This window comes from [Borrelia] tanukii (assembly GCF_030439725.2).
In the GTDB taxonomy this organism is placed as follows: Bacteria; Spirochaetota; Spirochaetia; order Borreliales; family Borreliaceae; genus Borreliella; species Borreliella tanukii.
Window position 1 is genome coordinate 1 of record NZ_CP124033.1, and the last position, 17,110, is coordinate 17,110.

Genomic DNA, 17,110 nt, shown 5'->3' on the forward strand with positions numbered 1-17,110 from the left:
AATTTATATGCTTTTAGTATAAAAAGCATAAATAACCTCTTTTTAACTTGCAAAACAACAACATTACTACAAAATGTAAATATAAAAAATTCTAACTTCAAGAAAATTAGCAGCCCTACCATGAACTTGAAATCACGCGACCTACAACAATTTTTATTAATAACCACATAACAAAATGTCTAAAGCTTTAATTCTTTCTTTTAATTTTTTTTAAAAAAAGTTTTACTTAATCAAGTTCGTTTAATAAATTTTCATAATAATTCACAAAGGAAAGGTATTGATCTTGAAAATTCCCAGCAAAATATTATTCAAACTTTATTAATAAATTAATAAATGCAAAAGATTAAAAAATGTTTTTAATTACTAAATCATATGGTATACTACACCGCCTTCATTTGGAAAGTTTTAAAAAATCTATTGCTACGGGATTAAAAACCTTCTAATAGATACAACTTAAAAATTTAATTTTTACAAATTATAACTTTTTTTATTTACAGCAAGCTGATATTAATTTATTATAAATTGCGCTAATATTTTACTTGTCAAAACTTACTATTAAGAGAGGAGGCAATAATAATATGAAAAAAATTTTCACATTAATATTAATTTTTGGTTTGACAATTCAAATCTTTGCTACAAACAATAAGCAAGATAGAATTCAAAAAGGTATTGAGAGTTTCAATAAATATGATAACGACAAAAAAAATCCAATTGGACCATTCCTTTTGAATTTATTTTTGCCCTTTGGAATAGGATCCTTTGTCCAAGGAGATTATATTGGTGGTGGCTCAGTACTTGGATTTAATTTGCTAGGAGCAATCATTTGTGGAACTGGAATTATTCTTAACGCTCGAGAAACACAATTAACCGGATCCATACTAATAGGAGTAGGAGCAGGTATGATTGTAGCCTCCTATGCAACTTCACTTATTATTCCATTCACATTTGCAAATTGGTACAATGAAAATCTTAAAAAAAGACTAAGCACTGAACTTGCGGGTTTTGAACCCAATTTTGATATTGGAACAAACGGATTCCAACTGTCCTTTAAAAAAAATTATTAAATAATTGTTAAATAAATGTAAGACAATAATTTTTTACAATCTAATATTAAAAATTAATTTACCTAAGAATAAAGCATTTGCGTAAATACTCTCTTCTTAGGTTTATCAATTAAATTCAGAATATTATTTAAACACTTAAATACAAAAACTTTTAAAATATTAAAACTTATACAATATTTTTAACAATTAATAATAACAATTATTAATTAAAATGTTCTAAACATTATCTTAAAATGATATAATTACTTATTATTGATTAAAACTACTTTTAAGGAGACTATTTTGAAAAAAACGATTATTGTATTTACCATATTAGTATTTATGTTTAATTGTACAAAAAAAACTAATACTGCCGAGTTAAATAATGATCTGGATGAAGAATCTCAAAAATTACAATCTAAATCAAATCTAGTTGATGACAATAGAATTGAATTTAGCAAAACAACACCTTTAGAAAAATTAATAAGCAAATTAAATTTAAACTATGATGAAAAAGAAACACTAACATTTTTGACAAGCTTATTAAAAGAAAAACTAGTAGACCCAAATATTGGCTTACACTTTAAAAATACTGGCACAGATGAAAGCAAAATAGAAGAGACTATGCACAAATTTCTATCAGACCTAAAAGAAGATGAAATAAAAGAAATGCTTGCAAAAATTAAAGAAAATAAAGATGCAAAAGAAAAAGATCCTGAAAAGTTAGATACTTACAAAACCGTACTTGCTAGTGGATTCGACGGAATTTTCAGTCAAGCAGATTCCAAAGCCACATTTAATACCCTTAAAGACGCTATATAATCAACAAATCTGAAATTAATTAATTTTAAAAAAACAAAAAACTAGTGTTAAAAGCTAGTGGTTAAAAACTGCTAGCTTTTAAAGCAACTTTTTAGTTAATCAGCGAATTAAATGAGCAGCTTGCGCTTTTTATTTTAGGATATTTTTCAATTATTTTTTTCATAGCAACATTAAAAAGCTTAGAATCAAGCGAAATTTTGTAAACTTTTTTATTTTGTGGATATTGCTTAAACTTAATGGTAATCTCCGCAAGCATATCCCTCCAAATTCCATCACTATAAAGATCAGTAAAAGCCTTAACTACTTTTTCAGCATCACTAGCGCCAAAAGGATATGCGGTTACAAGCCCAGATTCAACTGATTTTTCAGACATTGGCACTCCTCCCCCTAAAAGCCCCCCTTTATTTTCATTAAAATTTATATCGCTTCCTTTGCTTATCAATTTAAATCCAGAAACAGAATAAACCGGATCACTTTCACTAGTGGTCTCAAAGATTATTAACGGCATGGCATAAGAAATGTAACTCCCATCAACAGGAGAAACAAGATAAGAATACTTAATGCCCTTAAGCTCTTCAATACAATTTCCATGCTCATTACACAAATTTCTGGCTTTAATTTTCATCCAACGAACATATATCGGCCAAATCAACGCGGTGATTGCTTTTGTTCCTTCTAAAAACTCTATTTGGGTGTAATCAATAAATTTATTTTTATTATCAAGCGCTTTTAAAGTCCCATAATTTTGAAAATCAGAAGCCAAACCAGAATCGCCCGAGAATGATCCAAAATTCATTGAACCTAAAGTTCCTTTTTTTTGACCTAGTTTATCTGATGCATTTTCTCCAACAAGTCCACTATCCTTTTTCTCCATTTTTGAATTATTATCTAAATGACAACCAAGAATTAAAACTACAATGAATACAATGAATCTTTTCAAAACGCTCCCCCTTAAAAATCTCCATATAATTTAAAAATTTTAATTATATTATTAGAAGCAAATTTAGATCAATTAACAAAAAAAGCAAAATAAAAAACTTAACGCCTGGTAATCTCTTTTTTCAAACTGTTTAAAATGCGATTTATATAATCATAAAGTTTCTTATTCTTGCCAATATTGGTATAATAAAGTTTAAAAATTTCCAAAAGAGTATTTCTAACTTTAAGAATCAATATTCTTCTGTTTTTATTTCCAATAGAGCCTAATGCTTGCTTGAAAGGTTTGCGTGATTTATCCATTTCTTTTAAAAACCCCTTAACATCATAATTTGATGTTATTTCTTCTAGCTTTCTCAATATCAACCTAGAATATTCCTTCCCAAGTTTTTTAAACAAATCGTCAAGATTATCAAAATCAAATTCTCCGTATAACAAAACCCCGCAAACTCGCAACGTCTCTTCTTCTTCGTCTGTTAAGCTGCGATTCCAATTTAAATACCAATCAAGTTCTGACTTTGTAGCAAGAGAAAAATTTTTTAATTCAAGAAGCTCTTTACTAACACTACTAATTTGTTGATCAATTGTTTTTTCAAGAGCAACAAGAATGTCTGCATTTGAACCACCAGCATTAATTTTGGTTAGATAAAATTGTTGACACAAATTCATTTCTAAAAGAGAAGTTTCATCTTCTCTATCACTTTTATCAGAATAATTTCCAATCAATCGCACTAAAACACTTATTTTAGAAGATAAATCTCCCCACCGCTTTTTCCCTATATCAATCAAAAACTGATTAACATCTTTTTCGCTGTACTTATACTTTTCTAACATTTCATCATTGTTTAAAAGCCATCCACCAAGAGTATATCTATGTTCATCGTTTTGCAAAGATTTCTTGAAAAACTCAAAATTTTTGTCTTCTTCCAAGTTTAAATTGGGAATCCAAATCCCATCATTAGCATTTTTCAGCAAAGCTTTACTGTGTTTTGACTTACCAATATTACGATTTGAAGGCGTTTTTTGCACAGATCCAGAATCCTCTAAACTGGCCAAATTACTAATATTTAAATCGTGACTTTCATGATCTGAGTCTGCCGACATTAAATTTTTAGAATTTTCCAAAATTTGTAAATCATTTTTAAAGTCTTTAAATTCTCTGGAGTTTGCTTGACCATTCTTTTTGCTTTCAAAATTGCCCAAATTGGAATCTTTAAGCTTATTACTTTTAGACTCTAAAGATTTTTTTTGATTGCTGATTAAATTTTGTTTATTATTGGGAATAGGAATTTTTAAATCTTCTTCTAAAGATTTACTATTACAACTAAAAAACAATAACAAGTTAATCACAGCTGCAATTTCTATTTTATTCATAAAATTAAATTTCCTCTATTTAATTATAGGTTTAAATAAAATATATCTCACTTTATATACACTAAATGTATGCTCCACTTTAATTCTTACCATAAAAGGAATTAGACCTAAAATTGTTTCCATAATTACCTTTTAAGATAGTGCTAACAAAGCCATACATTTACAACAAAACAGCCAAAAACAAATATAAACAGAAAGATTAACTCTTCTAAAGAAGAGCTAATCAAGCAATTCGCTAATACAAAAAAGTTAAAATGAAGCGGATGCATCATAGTTTTTCACAAGATTACAAGCCTCTTCAATGTTCTTAGTCGTCGTAAAAGATTGTCTCAAATTGTCTATGTAAGCTTTTTCAACCTGTAACAATTGCTGCTTGGCATTAGCAACATTTACATCATTTGAACGCTCAAGAGCCATTTTGGCCTTTCTTTTGGCTTTTAAACACTTAACAACAGTAGCAAGCATTTCTTTTACTTTGTCTTCATTTAAATTAAAAATTTGGTTAAACTTGTCAGGACTACTATCAAGAACCACCTGCTCAAGAAAAAACAAAGCTTCTTTTTGGTCATCATTTAAAGAATCTACAAAAGACATTTTAGGCGCTCCACTTAATGAACCATTAGAAGAATTTAACAACTTTGAAGACCTTCTCCTAATATCAGAATAATTAAATTCTTTACAAGAAAAGAACAACAAAACAATAAATAATAAAATATTTCTCATACCGTCTCCCACACTGTGATTACACAAATATTTAAATTTAAAAATTAAATGAACTTTTTTTTAAAAAAATATAAATTATAATATATCTCAACATTTAAAATAATAAACATTTTGTAAAACTTTATAGAAATATCGAATAAAATATGCTAGAATGACCTTGGTAGTTAAAAAATGGAAATTAAAATTGACGAGAAATTTAATATAGTATTTAACAACGATCTTAAATTAATAGAAAACATTGAAGAACAAAAACAACGTTTATTCTTTTATCTTAAGACACCAAAAGGCAGCTTGCAAGAAAATCCAAATTATGGGTTTGACTTTAACTTTTACTTTAAGCTTTGCAAAGCCAATAAACTAGAATCTATTAAAAATTTTTTTTTAAACCTTTCAAAAGAACTTAAAATAGATCTTATTAACGTAAAGCCAAGCATTAAAAACAAAACAATAACAATAAAATTTTTCTTTTTGGGAAAAGACACTTTAAAAATGGATTTTAAAATATGAGTATAATTTTTGATAAAAACTTAGGAATATTGGAAAAAACAATAGAAGAAATTCAAACTGAAAAAAAACATATTTTGAGAACAAAATACGGCATAAACATTAAAGACAATTCAATTTACGACATAATAAACTTTCCAAGCTCAAGCATTGACAAACAAATATCAGAAGCCTTAAAAGAGCTTTTTGCCAAAATAAAAGAAAATGGAAGCTATTTTAATGCACTCAAAGAAGACTTAAGCACACCCAAAAGCTCAACCTACGAAGCAATAAGAAAGGCTCTGCTAAATGTTGAAGGGGTTAAACACATAAATATTTTAAGTGGGCCTGGAACAATTAACCTCTACTTAATATTACAAGACGATTGTTTTGCGGACAAAGAAAAAAATCAAATTAAAATTGAGACTAAGCAAAATATTTGGCAAGCAATATACTATACCGCGCCAAGCGGAACTGTTTTTAAAGGTGATATTGAGATTGAGTTTTTAAACAAGCACAATCAAAAAAAAACATACAAATTCAGCTTAGGCAAGAAAAAATATGCATATCTTAAAGCAACCTACAAAACAGAAGCAAAAGACGCAATTTATAAAGAAATAGATGCTCAAATCAGAGACATTTACAATAAAATATTAACCGAAAAATACACTGAAATGGGCACATCCCTTAGATACCAAGACTTTCTTGCGCCAGTTAGCATTATCAGGGGCATAAAAGAGCTAAGAATCGGAACTTGCATTAAAAGTGATGTCACAAAAAAAATTACAGACCTTAGTGATAGTGATTTTACATTTAATAAAGACGAAAACACCAAAGAAAATGAAATTATTATTTTTGATACAAACAAAAGACTGCTTATTAACAGAGAATAAAAATGAACAAAGAGATACCAAAATTTTTAGAAAATACTCAAATTGAAAAATTCATTTACAATGAGCTTGACTATAAAAAAGAGATACTAAGAGAACTAAAAGAACTGCTTGAGAACTTTAGAACAATCAATGTTAAAGACAGCATTAACTCTAAATATATTGCATTACTAATGCTTTCAATATTTAACGCATTTCACTTTAAAAAAGAGCTAGATAAAAATCTTGTTAACTCTTTAGACGCCATTATTTTTGCAATAAAATCTATTGGCACCGATGAAAGCTTTATTGTACTCTTTAAGGCATTTTTACACGCAAATGTAGAAGTCAGCGCAAACAAAGACGCTCCAGGCGAAATAATAATAAAATTACTTGGAAACATTAAGTCTCCAATTGAATTTAATATTGCTGCAAAAAATCAAAATAAACTTAAAAAAATAACTGCAAAACACATTGGATTAAAAAAATCTTTGGTTTCTAACTATATGCCCAAAGATTACAAAAATTCAGTATATGAGTTTATTAAAATATTAATTCCCGTAGGAAGGATAGTAAAAATCATAGACAAAGAACAAATAGAAATAAAAAGTACAAGAATAAAAAATTTTGCAAAGTAGATTATTTTTCTGGTCTACTAAAGCTTAAATAACAATTTAAAATTAAAGAATTTAAAAGGAGAATTTATGAATACCGGCGAACAACAAGAAAGCGTACAAATAAAGGATTTAAACAGAAAAACAAAAGTTAATCAAAGCGATCTTATTCCTATTGATGACATAGTAGAAGATACTTGTGCAATCACATACAAACATCTCCTAGAACAAATACAAAACGATACCTTTTACAACAGTGAATTTCAATGCTTTAAAAAAGCAATAAAAGACGTAATTAGCAAGGAACTTTTAGAAAACAAAGAATATATAAAAACCATTTACATCAAAGTAATCTCTAAGCTTTTAGAACTAAGTACATCACCTGAAAACATAGATTTTGACACTGTTTTTAGAAAAGTTAAATCTACGTTTATTTCAAGCTTAAAGCACACAAACACAAAACTACCTTCAAATAAAATTTCAATTTACAACTCAACCACAAAAGATCTTGAACTTATTCAATTTGAAATTTTAATTGAAAGCTTAAAAGAAGTTCTTGCAGAAAAATCTGAGATTAATCAACTCAAAAGTGACTTAATTAACTATTTACAAATAAATAATTTTACAGATACATTCCTAAACTCTTTCAAATCAATACCTAAAAAATCTTTTGATACAAAAAATGAACAACTTGTAAGCTGTTATAAAAACGGAATCCCACAAATTGTAGACACTCCCATTTGGTGGCAAGGAAAACCACATGGCTTTGGGGGACAACACACAATAATTGATGATGATGCAATATTAGAATTTCAATATAAAAATAAAGCCACAACCATTGTACTTAAAAACAAAAGCAGCACATCAATTGTAATAGACGAATCACACAAAGAAAATTACATTTACTTGCAAATTGACGCAGAAATTAGGCATTCAAGCTCAATAGAAGATCACAATAAACAATTTTACCTTCAATTTGCAAAAAGCTCTGCCAAAATACTAATAGCCTCATTTTCTTCAGAAAACATACCCACACTCAAAACGCCAATCTACAATGGTTGGTACTTCGTTGGGTCAGGCAGCGTAAGCAGAGACCAAACAATGCCAATACTATACAAAGTATAAAAATAAATTAAAAGGAGATATTTATGGATACAATACTTATTTTTTTGTCAACAATTGACAATACAAAACTCATTATATTAGGAGGATTTATTGTTCTGGCAATACTGCCAACGATTTTAGCAATAAAGCCGCAGTTTAGAGAAAATTTAAACTTTCTTATAAAAAAGCTCTTAAAAAATACAAATAAAAAGGAACCAAAATGAACAGTAAAATAAATATCAATTCTGGTGTTGAAGCCTTAAATAATTTATATGATTTTCTAAAAAGCGGTGATTCTCCAACAGAAGTTAAAGTAGAAAAGGGAATATATTTGGGGCTTAATCTTTACAAGCTAATAATGAGTATCTACAAAGATAAAATCGACACCCTTGAAAAGGAAGAATCAATAAAAATATTAAATGATATTGAAAATGTTAATAATAAAATCACTCAACTTATATCAAGCATTAATGACGATAGAGATGCAAGTATTATTGAGAATTTAAGAGAAGAAAGAAATGAACTAATGACAATCAAAACCAAAGCACTCCAAGAACAAATAAAAGGATCCCTAGAAGATTTACCAAAAAGCTATAATAACAAAGACCTGAAAGGAGATAAAATTGAAAATTAAAACTTACCCTTTTTTATTTTTATTAAACACGCTTATAATCTTTTCATGCTCTACAATAGCAAGCCTTCCAGAAGAACCATCATACCCAAAAGAATCAACATTAAAGGCTTTAAGCTTATATGAAGCGCATCTTTCAAGCTATGTTATGTACTTACAAACATTTCTTGTAAAGACTAAGCAAAAAGTAAATAACAAAAATTATCCTGAGTTTAAGCTTTTTGACACCAGTAAATTAGAAAAAGATCAAAATCTAAAATCAATCAAAACAAACATTACTAATTTAAAAAATTACATCGACAAAATAAAACCAATAGCAATACAGATTTACAAAAAATACTCAAAAAACATACCTTAAAGTCATTTAATTTTTCTTTTTCTCCTAAAGTCCCAATTGTGGGACTTTTTATTTTAATAAAAGTACATATTAATTCTTTAACCAATTAAAGGTTATTATCATTTTATTTTTTTTTAATTTTCTATTTGTTATTTATTGATCTTATACTATAATTATACTTGTATTAAGTTATATTAATATAATATAAAAGGAGAATATATTATGAAAAAATATTTATTGGGAATAGGTCTAATATTAGCCTTAATAGCATGTAAGCAAAATGTTAGCAGCCTTGACGAAAAGAACAGCGATTCAGTTGATCTACCCGGCGAAATGAAAGTTCTTGTAAGCAAAGAAAAAGATAAAGACGGTAAATACAGTCTAACAGCAACAGTAGACAAAATTGAGCTGAAAGGAACTTCTGATAAAAACAATGGATCTGGGGTACTTGAAGGCTTAAAAGCTGACAAAAATAAAGTAAAATTAACAATTTCTGACGATCTAAGTAAAACCACATTTGAAATTTTCAAAGAAGATGGCAAAACATTAGTGTTAAAAAGAGTAAATTCTAAAGACAAGTCATCAACAGAAGAAAAATTCAATGAAAAAGGTGAATTGTATGAAAAAATACTAACAAGAGAAAACGGAACCAGACTTGAATACACAGAAATAAAAAGCGATGGAACCGGAAAAGCCAAAGAAGTTTTAAAAGACTTTACTCTTGAAGGAACTCTAGCTGCTGAAAAAGCAACATTGATGGTTAAAGAAGGAACTGTTACTTTAAGTAAGAACATTGCAAAATCTGGAGAAGTAACCGTTGAGATTGCTGATACTAACAGTGATGCTTCTACTAAAAAATCTGGAAAATGGGATTCAAATACTTCAACTTTAACAATTGCTATTAACAGCAAAAACAAGAAAAACCTTGTATTTACAAAACAAGACACAATAACAGTACAAAACTATGACTCTGCGGGCACCAAGCTAGAAGGTACAGCAGTTGAAATTAAAACACTTGATGAGCTTAAAAACGCTTTAAAATAAGGAGAATTTATGAGACAATACTTAATAGGATTTGCTTTAGTATTAACTTTACTAGCATGTGCACAAAAAGGTGCTGAGCCAAAAACTCAAAATCACAATGATCAAGAAATTATAGATTCCAGCAGCGATGCACCAAAAGATTCTAAACAAGTTCTTCCTACATCAACAGAAGACTCAGTGTCTCTATTTAATGGAAATACCATTTTTATAAGCAAAGAAAAAAATAAAGATGGTAAATATGATTTAAGAGCAATAGTTGACCAGGTTGAACTTAAAGGAACTTCTGATAAAAACAATGGATCTGGAAAACTTGAAGGTTTAAAAGCTGACAAGAGTAAAATAACAATACTGGTTTCTGACGATCTAAATTCAGTAACTGTGGAAACATTTGATACAGCCGACAAAAAAGTTTCAAGCAAAGTTGTTAAAAAACATGGGTCATTAACAGAAGAAAATTTCAAAGCTAACAAATTAGACTCAAAAAAATTAACAAGATCAAATGACACTACACTTGAATATACAAGCATGACTGATGCTGAAAATGCTACAAAAGCAGTTGAAACTCTAAAAAATGGTATTAAATTCGAAGGAAATCTTGTAGGCGGAAAAACAACATTGAAAATCACAGAAGGTACTGTTACATTAACAAGAGAAATTGATAAAGACGGTAAAATAAAGCTCTTTTTGAATGATACTGCATCTGGTAGCGATAAAAAAACAGCAAAATGGGAAGAAAGTACTAATACCTTAACAATTACTGCTGATAGCAAAAAAACTAAAGATTTAGTGTTCTTAACCGATGGTACAATTACAGTACAAAACTATGACACAGCAGGCACTAAGCTTGAAGGCAATCCAAGTGAAATTAAGGATCTTGCAGGACTTAAAGGCGCTTTAAAATAATATATAAGTAAACATCCTACATTGGCTAATGCCTTTGTGGGATATTGTTTATTACAATCTAAAAATTGAATTTATATATTTTTCAATTTGTTACTTCTAGAAAAAGTCTCTTAGGGGACTTTTTCTCTTGTAAAAAGAAAAACCAAAAATAATACGCTAATCAGGCCATTTAAGTCTTTAAAATCAAAATAAAAAAGCTTTAATAAACTAAAAGTCTGGCTAAAATTAAGAAAACCAATGGGGCTAATTCCCCCACTCAAGCCTAAATCTTGAATGAAGGATAAACAAATAACATAATCTCAATTCTTAAAAAATTAAACCCATCGCTAATAAGCTCACTATTTTAAATAAAAATTAAAGCGTAAAAATAATTTACTCTTAATATAAGTCTATTATTTATTGTATTTTATTACAAAAACTTACTTTTGTAAAGTATATTTAACAAATATGCATTAAATATACTTTTTTTATATTTTTTATATAAAAATACTTTACTTTTTTAAGAAACTGTACTATTAATTAATTTAGAATTAAAGAAACTACTTATATTAGGAGTATAAAATTGAAAACACCAAATCAAAAATCACCAAACACTACAAAAAAGGTAAAAAAAGCTACAAAGAACTTCCAACACAACTTGATTGTATTAATCTCTACTCTCAACTTTATAAACTTAAATTTAAAAAAATACACACAAAAAAACATACTTTATTTTCTAAATAAAAACCTTGAAAGAAATAAACAAAAACCTATAAAACTAAAAACACTGCAAAACTATTTATACATACTAGAGAAAAAATTTAAAGTCACACTAAACTACTGCAAACATTTAGGAAAAAATTCTGGAAGCGAAACCCATTATAAACTAAAATATGAAAAAGAAAAATGCTACTTAATAATTAACACATACTTCAAAGAAAAAATAAATAATAAAATTAATGAATTTGTGCAAAGAATAAAAAAATTCAATCAAATAAATGGTAGTGTTAAATGGGAGTGTATAAATAATACTAATAATATATATAAATATAAAGAATATAGAAATATACACAAAAATTTCAAAAAAACAAAAAATAACGAAATATTAAAAAAATATTTAAGTAAATGTAACTTCAAAACAGAAATTCCAGCTCTAATAATGGATTTAGAAACAACAAACAAGATCAAAATATACCATTTAAGAAACTTAAAACACATTGAAAACGATCTTAGAGAAATAGATCCCAAAAACATCGAAAAGCACCTATCAATTGCAATAAAAGAAAACGTAAACAACCCAGGATACCTATGTAAATTTTTCAAAAACAACGGATACAGAAAGCTAATAAATAAAATCAAAGAACAAGATAAAAAACATAAAAACAAAACAGAAATTCTAAGAAAAATACTTAAAGAAAAAATAAAAGAGTTAGAAAATGAGCAATATAAAAAAGAAGATCTTGAAAAGTTTTTTAACAAAACGTATGAAATTTACAAAATGAAACCACATTTCATAATAGAATATAAAAAATATCCAGATTTAGATAAGTTGGTAAAAAGAGCAAAAACAGAGACTGCTAAAATCCAAGACGAAATGATAAAACTAAAAAGTATAAAAAACAATATTTTTAGTATATTATTAGAACAGTTAAGGCATAAAGTAGATAATGATAAACTAATTCCTACTTTAAAGAAATTCATTGAGAATGAGCCTGATCTTAAATATAGCAAGGTATTTGACAATTCCTACTATAATAATTTGATTAAAATAGTGAGCTAAAAAGAAAATGTATAGTTTAGCTTTGCTATTAAGGAAAAAGGAAAAAAATGACGGCTTTACTTGAACGATTAAAGCAAAAACAAAAAGAATTAAAATTAAACACAGACAATAAAACAAAATTCAAAAAAGAAAAAAAGGCTAACGTCTTTTCTAAAATTGAGGAGGTTAAAGGTAGAAAAATATACCATACTAAAATCTTTAATGACTTTTATACATTTGGAATAAGCAAAAATGAACCTACTAAATTTTTCATTTCTTTAAGAGGAATCTTTAACATAGAAGAAATAAGCATGTTTCATTTATTCTCTTTAAGAGAAGACGATAAATTTCTAGGAATTTATTACGGAATAAGAAAGCTTGATAAAGCTTTTATTGTAAAAAATTTCAACAAAAAAGAAACTTATACTTTGCGAAAATGTGAATATATTGAATTTAAGTTTAAAAAAGGTTCTGTTTTTTGTTATTTAAACGGTCTTCATATTTTACTCAAAAAGGACAGGGTCGACAGTCCATATTACAACACACTTTTAAATATTATTTTAGAATTAGAAACTGAGCTTTATACTTTCTATGACAAAAAATTATCAAAGGGGGGAATTATTCCTGAATGGATAAAAAAGAGACAAAAGTAATAACCATTGCAAGCATAAAAGGTGGCGTTGGCAAGAGTACAACAAGTTTAATTTTTGCCACACTGCTTTCAATTAAATGTAAAGTTCTTTTAATAGATATTGATACTCAAGCGTCAACAACTAGTTATTTTTTCAATAAAATTAAAGATAGCAACGTAGATCTAATAAACAGAAATATATACGAGGTACTAATATCAAATTTACACATAGATAATGCATTAATAAGGATTGACGAGAATTTAGACTTAATTCCGAGCTATTTAACACTACATAAATTTAATTCAGAATCTATTCCGTACAAAGAATTTAAATTAAAAGAACAGCTAAAGTTACTAAGCAATCATTATGATTATATAATACTTGATACAAATCCCAGTTTAGATTTTACTTTAACGAACGCTCTTGTGTGCAGTGATTATATAATAATACCAATAACAGCAGAAAAATGGGCTGTTGAAAGCTTAGATTTGTTTACTTTTTTTATGAACAAATTGTTATTAACTTTGCCAATGTACTTAATCAATACTAAATTTAAAAAAAACAACACTCATAAAGAACTTTTAAAGGTTTTAGAGAAAAATAGCAATTTCTTAGGGACAATATCTGAGAGAGAAGATTTGAATAAAAGAATAGCAAAAAACGACAGATTTGATTTGACGAAGGATTACATAATGGAGTACCAAAACACGCTAAACGTGTTTTTGAATAAATCAGGTTACGTACACTAAGTGTACTCAATTGTAAAGGAGGAGCACAAGTGGATATAAAGATAAATAAAAGGAATTTATCTGAGAGTGTTAACGAAAAAGAACAGGCACTTATTCATTACAACAAGCTTAAAGAAAAATTAAACATCAATTTTCAAAAAGAAATTTATTGTAAACTGGAAGCAATGAAGGTTTTAAAAGAAATTAAAGATAAAGAATATTATAAACTTGACAATTATTCTAGTTTTGATGATTTTGCAAAAGACTATAGACTTGCTCGAACTCAAACATATAAGTATCTTAAAATTGCAACAGCAATAGAAGAAGGTTTGATTGAAGAGAAGTATGTGGTTAGGAACGGGATCAATGAGACAATTTGTTTGCTTAAAACAAAAGAAGGTCCAAGTTTAAAAAGATCTAATCAAAACCCAATAAAACCACTGAGATTTCAGCTCAAAAAGGAAGAATCTTATTCTTTTTACAAAAAAAATGCTAAGCTTACGAGCTTTCTTTTGGAAAAAATTTTTTTTGAGGAAAAAGATTTTTTATTAAAAATAATTGAAGAATTTGAGACCAAAAGAAACAAACAAAAATGAAATATTTATTTGCAAAACTTAAAAAGTTAGTGTATACTTTATAGGTACAGACTGACACGCAATGTGTCGCTCTTAATATAAGGACCTGTTACCTTAAAGGGTTTATTGGGGATTCTTTGCAAAGAAATTCCAATAAACCCTTTAATTTTTGACTTAAAACTTTTATTTTTAAACAACAATTTTAGAAAAATTTAAAAAAGTATTTACAAAACATGAATTTTTTTATACTATAATATTAGTAAAAACTTATATTAGGGGTTAAGATGAAAAGGCTTAATAAGATTAAAAGGAAAGAGTACTACAAATTTTTAATTAAAACTTTTGCCATTAAAAACAATGGGTTTGAGTGGCTTGGTTTTAGCAATATTAAAGATTATTCTTAAACCAAATATTTTCTTATTAAGCTTTTAGATTCTAAATTGAGATTTATTGTTGATGCTTAGACTATTAAAATGTAAAAACAAAATACTGGATTGTTAATGTTTTAGAGATTCTAAGAGCATGTCTTCATAAGAGATCTCAAATGTGTGTTCCTTGTAAATAAAAATGGAGCAGGCATGTTTATTTATTTAAAAATTGTTTATTTAAAATATATTAAAAACAAATTGTGATTACACCCACAATTTGTTTTAAGCTTTTTGCTCCAAGTTAAAGTTTTAGGAGAATTAAAAATGTTTATTGAAAAAATATTACAAAGCAATAAAGAGCTTTTAAAAGACATTCAAAAGTCTGGATGTTATTTTTTATCTCTACACTATTGGATATTTGTTTTGACAGGTTTTGATTTCAAAGTAAAAGACGTTAATTCGAATTACCAGAGGTTTTTGCAGTTAGGCTACATTAGAAGTGATTGTTATATTTTAAATCCATGCAAAATTCTTAGTTTTTATAAAATATTTTCTAAGGTTAGATATGAAAGTCCACTTTATTTGCCCGTAACTGGCAGAGAGTTTGAAATAACAGAAATTAAGTTGAAAAATCAAGTCTTTACCCATTTTATTGCAATGGATAACAATAAGGTGCTTTACGATAGTCTTGATTTAAAGTCTAGGGGCAATAAATTTGAAATAATATCAAAAAGAATATTTAATTATTTTATTTGAAAATTATAAATTAATCAGTTGTTGTGAAAGGTAAATACATTTTAAAAGTACATTAGGCCTGTAAAGCCAAACAACCTAAAACATTGTAAGTTGTTTGGCAATTATTTTAAGCTGAGTATTAAAAGCAGTTCTTATGTAGTAGCATTATTTTTATTTTGCTTTACTTCAATACGGACCAATTTTTCTTTAATTGCTTTTGCAATCTCAAGTATTCCTTCAGCTGTAGTTGGAGGAGTTGCTTCAGCTGCCTCTTTGACCGTTCCTGACATATTTAGCACCCCAATCTCTTCTACTTTTTTTGCGGTTCTAGACATTAATTCATACATTTCTGAGAATGATAATTCATCACTACCTTCACTCCCTTTGAGCTTAATAGCTTCCTCTTCTATTTCTTTTAGGAACTTTTGTGTTAATGCAATGACGCGTATTTTTGCGGCTTTTATTTTAGGTCCCGCCACCCCTACACCTGCTTTTTGCTCTGTGATCGCATCTAGTTTTGCGCCTTCTTGTTTAGCCTCTTTTACAGCCTTATCTATTTCATCTGTAATGTCTTGAACTGATGATTCTAATCTAGCTTTTCCTGTTAAAGCACATGCTGCAAACAGGCTAGCAATTAAAGTAAGTTTAATTAAATTTTTATTATATTTATTCATACAAAATCCTTTTTATTTAAATTTAAATTTTAATAAAAGCATTAAATGAATATTAAATTGTAAATATTAGGACAAACTAAAATTTCATTTTTAGTCCATTCTAATTACAATATTTTAAGATTTATTTCTTTTTTTTGCTTTTATTGTTTTTTTTATCCTCACTATCAATTTTTTGTTTTTTCTTAATGTCTTCTAGCTTATTTTTTATTTTCACCTTGGCTTCAAGCAATCTTTCAAATGTGTTTATAGGATTGCTTTTAGCTTCCTTTGAAACAGGGTATTTTGCTCCTTTTATTCCAATTGCCTCTAATGATTCTACAACTTCAATCATTATGTCAAACATAGCCAAGAATTGACCACCATTTCCATTTTCTTTAAGCTTTAAAGCTTCTTGTTCAATTACATTAAGAAACTTTTCTGTTTCGTTAATTGCCTGAACTTTCGCGTCTTTTATGATTTCGGGTTGTTCTGCCACCACAATGCCTGTTTTTTTGTCTGTAAAAGCTTCAAAATTCACACCTTTTAAAGCGGCTTCTTTTTTTAGTTGCAAAATTTTGTCTTTTACATCTCTAGAAGACGATTCAAGAGCCATCTTTGTTTCTCCAGTTAGTTCGAACTTACAGGCTATCAACAGAGCAACAAGCAAAGCCAAAATTGTTAAATTAAGTTTTTTCATTTTTTCTGTTTTGTTACCTCCTATTAAAAATAATTAATAATTAAAACCTAAATTTTAGCCCAGTTTATTAGAAATAAAATAAAACATATTAGCTAACAAAG

General features: G+C 27.6%; 21 protein-coding genes. 16 read left to right on the plus strand and 5 right to left on the minus strand.

Annotation, left to right across the window (positions count from 1 at the left end; translation table 11 throughout):
• Positions 1-578 precede the first annotated feature (578 nt).
• Together QIA27_RS00205 and QIA27_RS00210 are read left to right on the plus strand one after the other, a co-directional pair.
• Positions 579-1,064, plus strand: a complete 486-nt coding sequence (locus QIA27_RS00205) for a P13 family porin (protein WP_301403386.1) — start codon at positions 579-581, stop codon at positions 1,062-1,064.
• Between the two features lie 282 nt (positions 1,065-1,346).
• Positions 1,347-1,865 carry a BBA03 family outer surface lipoprotein gene (locus QIA27_RS00210; protein WP_301403387.1) on the plus strand — a complete coding sequence of 173 codons (519 nt, stop codon included), beginning with the start codon at positions 1,347-1,349 and terminating at the stop codon, positions 1,863-1,865.
• A 91-nt stretch (positions 1,866-1,956) separates the two neighbouring features.
• Here QIA27_RS00210 and QIA27_RS00215 read toward each other — a convergent pair whose 3' ends face one another.
• The 3 genes from QIA27_RS00215 to QIA27_RS00225 form a co-directional block, all read right to left on the minus strand.
• On the minus strand, positions 1,957-2,805 hold the full coding sequence (locus QIA27_RS00215; RefSeq protein ID WP_301403388.1) for a S2/P23 family protein: 849 nt from the start codon (positions 2,803-2,805) through the stop codon (positions 1,957-1,959).
• Positions 2,806-2,903: 98 nt separating this feature from the next.
• The gene (locus QIA27_RS00220; protein ID WP_301353252.1) at positions 2,904-4,175 is read right to left on the minus strand and encodes a hypothetical protein; all 1,272 of its coding nucleotides are present in this window, start codon (positions 4,173-4,175) and stop codon (positions 2,904-2,906) included.
• Positions 4,176-4,424: 249 nt separating this feature from the next.
• Positions 4,425-4,898, minus strand: a complete 474-nt coding sequence (locus tag QIA27_RS00225; protein WP_301403389.1) for a BBA07 family lipoprotein — start codon at positions 4,896-4,898, stop codon at positions 4,425-4,427.
• A 171-nt stretch (positions 4,899-5,069) separates the two neighbouring features.
• Here QIA27_RS00225 and QIA27_RS00230 point away from each other — a divergent pair, with 171 nt between their 5' ends.
• From QIA27_RS00230 to QIA27_RS00295, 14 genes are all read left to right on the plus strand, one after another.
• On the plus strand, positions 5,070-5,405 hold the full coding sequence (locus QIA27_RS00230; RefSeq protein ID WP_301353254.1) for a contractile injection system sheath initiator: 336 nt from the start codon (positions 5,070-5,072) through the stop codon (positions 5,403-5,405).
• Positions 5,402-6,274: a DUF276 domain-containing protein gene (locus QIA27_RS00235; protein ID WP_301386130.1), complete on the plus strand. Its 873-nt coding sequence runs from the start codon at positions 5,402-5,404 to the stop codon at positions 6,272-6,274. The genes QIA27_RS00230 and QIA27_RS00235 overlap by 4 nt, the downstream gene beginning before the upstream one ends.
• 2 nt (positions 6,275-6,276) lie before the next feature.
• Positions 6,277-6,888, plus strand: coding sequence for a DUF735 family protein (locus QIA27_RS00240; RefSeq protein WP_301403390.1), 612 nt, complete (start codon positions 6,277-6,279; stop codon positions 6,886-6,888).
• A gap of 66 nt (positions 6,889-6,954) precedes the next feature.
• Positions 6,955-7,989 (plus strand): DUF685 domain-containing protein, encoded by a 1,035-nt coding sequence (locus tag QIA27_RS00245; RefSeq protein ID WP_301353257.1) that lies wholly within the window; start codon positions 6,955-6,957, stop codon positions 7,987-7,989.
• 23 nt (positions 7,990-8,012) lie between these two features.
• Positions 8,013-8,192, plus strand: a complete 180-nt coding sequence (locus tag QIA27_RS00250) for a BlyA family holin (RefSeq protein WP_301353258.1) — start codon at positions 8,013-8,015, stop codon at positions 8,190-8,192.
• Positions 8,189-8,602, plus strand: a complete 414-nt coding sequence (locus QIA27_RS00255; protein WP_301353259.1) for a BlyB family putative holin accessory protein — start codon at positions 8,189-8,191, stop codon at positions 8,600-8,602. The genes QIA27_RS00250 and QIA27_RS00255 overlap by 4 nt, the downstream gene beginning before the upstream one ends.
• Entirely contained in the window at positions 8,592-8,957 is a 366-nt protein-coding gene (locus QIA27_RS00260; protein WP_301403391.1) for a BBA14 family lipoprotein, read from the plus strand. The genes QIA27_RS00255 and QIA27_RS00260 overlap by 11 nt, the downstream gene beginning before the upstream one ends.
• A gap of 201 nt (positions 8,958-9,158) precedes the next feature.
• Complete coding sequence (gene ospA / locus QIA27_RS00265) at positions 9,159-9,980, plus strand: outer surface lipoprotein OspA (protein ID WP_301353261.1); 822 nt, start codon at positions 9,159-9,161, stop codon at positions 9,978-9,980.
• A 9-nt stretch (positions 9,981-9,989) separates the two neighbouring features.
• Complete coding sequence (gene ospB, locus QIA27_RS00270) at positions 9,990-10,883, plus strand: outer surface lipoprotein OspB (protein ID WP_301403392.1); 894 nt, start codon at positions 9,990-9,992, stop codon at positions 10,881-10,883.
• Positions 10,884-11,445: 562 nt separating this feature from the next.
• Positions 11,446-12,642, plus strand: coding sequence for a plasmid maintenance protein (locus QIA27_RS00275; RefSeq protein ID WP_301353263.1), 1,197 nt, complete (start codon positions 11,446-11,448; stop codon positions 12,640-12,642).
• Between the two features lie 47 nt (positions 12,643-12,689).
• Positions 12,690-13,274, plus strand: a complete 585-nt coding sequence (locus QIA27_RS00280; RefSeq protein ID WP_301386134.1) for a DUF226 domain-containing protein — start codon at positions 12,690-12,692, stop codon at positions 13,272-13,274.
• On the plus strand, positions 13,250-14,002 hold the full coding sequence (locus tag QIA27_RS00285; RefSeq protein ID WP_301353265.1) for a ParA family protein: 753 nt from the start codon (positions 13,250-13,252) through the stop codon (positions 14,000-14,002). Before QIA27_RS00280 ends, QIA27_RS00285 begins: the two co-directional genes overlap by 25 nt.
• A 29-nt stretch (positions 14,003-14,031) precedes the next feature.
• A complete protein-coding gene (locus tag QIA27_RS00290; protein WP_301353266.1) occupies positions 14,032-14,577 on the plus strand; it encodes a chromosome replication/partitioning protein in 546 nt (181 codons plus the stop codon).
• A 671-nt stretch (positions 14,578-15,248) separates the two neighbouring features.
• Entirely contained in the window at positions 15,249-15,680 is a 432-nt protein-coding gene (locus tag QIA27_RS00295; protein WP_301353267.1) for a DUF261 domain-containing protein, read from the plus strand.
• Positions 15,681-15,811: 131 nt separating this feature from the next.
• On the opposite strand, the gene dbpA is transcribed toward QIA27_RS00295, so the two are convergent.
• Positions 15,812-16,333 (minus strand): decorin-binding protein DbpA, encoded by a 522-nt coding sequence (gene dbpA, locus QIA27_RS00300; RefSeq protein WP_301403393.1) that lies wholly within the window; start codon positions 16,331-16,333, stop codon positions 15,812-15,814.
• A 121-nt stretch (positions 16,334-16,454) separates the two neighbouring features.
• Positions 16,455-17,009 (minus strand): decorin-binding protein DbpB, encoded by a 555-nt coding sequence (dbpB, locus tag QIA27_RS00305; protein WP_301403394.1) that lies wholly within the window; start codon positions 17,007-17,009, stop codon positions 16,455-16,457.
• Between the last annotated feature and the right edge of the window lie 101 nt (positions 17,010-17,110).

Bases quoted from the DNA above. Each gene is read 5' to 3' on its own strand.
- QIA27_RS00205 (WP_301403386.1), top strand. From the start codon at position 579: ATGAAAAAAATTTTCACATTAATATTAATTTTTGGTTTGACAATTCAA.
- QIA27_RS00220 (WP_301353252.1), bottom strand. From the start codon at position 4,175: ATGAATAAAATAGAAATTGCAGCTGTGATTAACTTGTTATTGTTTTTT.
- QIA27_RS00225 (WP_301403389.1), bottom strand. From the start codon at position 4,898: ATGAGAAATATTTTATTATTTATTGTTTTGTTGTTCTTTTCTTGTAAA.
- QIA27_RS00230 (WP_301353254.1), top strand. From the start codon at position 5,070: ATGGAAATTAAAATTGACGAGAAATTTAATATAGTATTTAACAACGAT.
- QIA27_RS00235 (WP_301386130.1), top strand. From the start codon at position 5,402: ATGAGTATAATTTTTGATAAAAACTTAGGAATATTGGAAAAAACAATA.
- QIA27_RS00240 (WP_301403390.1), top strand. From the start codon at position 6,277: ATGAACAAAGAGATACCAAAATTTTTAGAAAATACTCAAATTGAAAAA.
- QIA27_RS00245 (WP_301353257.1), top strand. From the start codon at position 6,955: ATGAATACCGGCGAACAACAAGAAAGCGTACAAATAAAGGATTTAAAC.
- QIA27_RS00250 (WP_301353258.1), top strand. From the start codon at position 8,013: ATGGATACAATACTTATTTTTTTGTCAACAATTGACAATACAAAACTC.
- QIA27_RS00255 (WP_301353259.1), top strand. From the start codon at position 8,189: ATGAACAGTAAAATAAATATCAATTCTGGTGTTGAAGCCTTAAATAAT.
- ospA (WP_301353261.1), top strand. From the start codon at position 9,159: ATGAAAAAATATTTATTGGGAATAGGTCTAATATTAGCCTTAATAGCA.
- ospB (WP_301403392.1), top strand. From the start codon at position 9,990: ATGAGACAATACTTAATAGGATTTGCTTTAGTATTAACTTTACTAGCA.
- QIA27_RS00280 (WP_301386134.1), top strand. From the start codon at position 12,690: ATGACGGCTTTACTTGAACGATTAAAGCAAAAACAAAAAGAATTAAAA.
- QIA27_RS00285 (WP_301353265.1), top strand. From the start codon at position 13,250: ATGGATAAAAAAGAGACAAAAGTAATAACCATTGCAAGCATAAAAGGT.
- QIA27_RS00295 (WP_301353267.1), top strand. From the start codon at position 15,249: ATGTTTATTGAAAAAATATTACAAAGCAATAAAGAGCTTTTAAAAGAC.
- dbpA (WP_301403393.1), bottom strand. From the start codon at position 16,333: ATGAATAAATATAATAAAAATTTAATTAAACTTACTTTAATTGCTAGC.
- dbpB (WP_301403394.1), bottom strand. From the start codon at position 17,009: ATGAAAAAACTTAATTTAACAATTTTGGCTTTGCTTGTTGCTCTGTTG.